This is a genomic window from Methylomonas sp. MgM2, from assembly GCF_054172045.1.
In genome coordinates this window covers 1-2011 of record NZ_JBSYXO010000088.1, presented here as the reverse complement: position 1 = coordinate 2011, position 2011 = coordinate 1, and the positions used below count along the sequence as shown (strand labels likewise).

At 47.3% G+C, this 2011-nt stretch carries 2 protein-coding genes; one reads left to right on the top strand and one right to left on the bottom strand.

The window, feature by feature from the left end:
* The first annotated feature begins 224 nt into the window (after nt 1-224).
* On the top strand, nt 225-1787 hold the full coding sequence (locus ACW73I_RS22980) for an IS1182 family transposase (protein WP_458031837.1): 1563 nt from the start codon (nt 225-227) through the stop codon (nt 1785-1787).
* A gap of 23 nt (nt 1788-1810) precedes the next feature.
* On the opposite strand, the gene ACW73I_RS22975 is transcribed toward ACW73I_RS22980, so the two are convergent.
* The coding region (locus ACW73I_RS22975; RefSeq protein WP_458031836.1) for a hypothetical protein at nt 1811-2011 on the bottom strand (201 nt) is incomplete at its 5' end.

Here is a 2011-nt window from a genome sequence, read left to right as displayed (position 1 = left end):
TGTTAAATGCTAATCAACGTCGGTTCTCCGACAAGGGACTTTCACCTTATAAGTTCACGCCCATGCTGGGCGTACACCAACGGGTCAACTTGACCGGCAAAAGCTCCGCGGCTATCGCCGCTCCGATTTTCGGGTCAAGTTATACTTATCGTTCTGGCTGTAGAAAAACCTAAATTCTGACCTGAACGGAGTAAAATAAAGCAACGCATCAAAAGGTGTTGCTCATGGCGAAATACATTCCGTACGACTACAACCAAAACCTGATGGTTGTGATCAATTTCCAAGATCAACTGCAGCCGGGCACTTTTGAATACGCCCTGCATTATCTGGTGACGCAGCGTCTGGATTTATCGATCTTTGCCGAAGCCTATAAGAACGACGAACAAGGTCGGCCCGCTTATGATCCGGCTATCCTGTTAAAGATCATCTTGTTCGCCTATTCCAAAGGGATTACCTCCAGCCGAGAAATTCAATGGTGTTGTGAGACGAATATACTGTTTAAAGCCTTATCCTGCGATAGCGTTCCTCACTTTACGACCATCGCGGCGTTCGTAAGCGGCTATCCGACTCAAATCGAAAGCCTGTTTGAGCAAGTACTGCTGATCTGTCATGAACAAGGCTTGCTGGGTAATGAACTGTTCGCCATTGATGGCTGCAAACTATCATCGAATGCGGCAAAAACCTGGTCAGGCACCCATCAAGAACTGAAGGATAAACGCGATAAATTGAAACGCTTGATTCGGCACCATTTAGCTGAGCATCAAAAACACGATCAGCAAGATGAGCAACAGTCAGCCGCCAGCCAGCGGATTCAACAAACGATAGACACCTTAAACCAGGCGGCCGAAAAAATCGAAAAATTCCTCGACAGTCATGAACCTCGCTTAGGGCAAGGCAAACGTAAAACCGAAGTCAAAAGCAACATCACCGATAACGACAGCGCCAAGATGACGACCAGCAAGGGCACCATCCAAGGCTATAACGGGATTGCCGCGGTCGATAAAAAACACCAAATCATTATCGATGCCCAAGCCTTCGGCGAAGGCCAGGAGCAGCACACCTTAAAGCCCATCCTGGAAAGCATCAAAGCCCGTTATCAAAAACTTAAGATTCATGATGACATTTACGCGACCGGCGCAATTATTACGGCCGATACCGGCTTTGCCAATGAAAGGAATATGAAATACCTACATGAGCACGAAATCAATGGTTTCATTCCGGATAACCAGTTTCGATCAAGAGACCCCAAATTCGCCGAGCAAAACATTAAATACCCCAAGCCAGCCAGAACGAAACCGAAGTACTCTAAAACCTTTCCGGCGAGCGAATTCAACTTTGATCCCGTTGAATTAAGCTGCGAATGTCCGGCCGGCAAACAACTCCACGCGGATCAAACCAAGGAAGACCGCTATGGTAACCGCAAAATATTCTTCCGAGGCCGGCTACAGCATTGCCGAGATTGCGAATTAAAGTCAAAATGCATGAGAAACCCTCAAGCCACAGAACAAGTCAATGGCTATGGCCGCCAAGTTTCCTTTATTATTAATAAGCAGCGGCAGCCGAACTATACCGATTGGATGAAACATCGAGTGGATAGTCCCAAAGGCAAACAAATCTATAGCCACCGCATGTCGGTGGTCGAACCGGTGTTCGGCAATCTCACCATCAATAAGGGGCTGAAGCGTTTCAGTCTGCGCGGCAAAACCAAGGTTAACGCCCAATGGAAATTGTTCTGCCTGATCCAGAACATCGAAAAATTGGCCAATTACGGGCAGATGGCCGCATAAAGGGGGAGAGCGCTAAGAAAAGCCTAAGAAGTCCCTGAATAAGATTTTTGAACACACTTCAGCAACTTAGTCTTGAAGCTAATTCCAAAACCCGGCATAGTTAAGCGAATATTTTTAATTTGGAAGGTTGTAGCAGAATGGAAAACGACCGGAGAGTGTCGGCTTCCGGCTGGAAAGATTGCTAGCCATCCCTGGCTAGCAATCGCGCCTACACCGCCACGTGA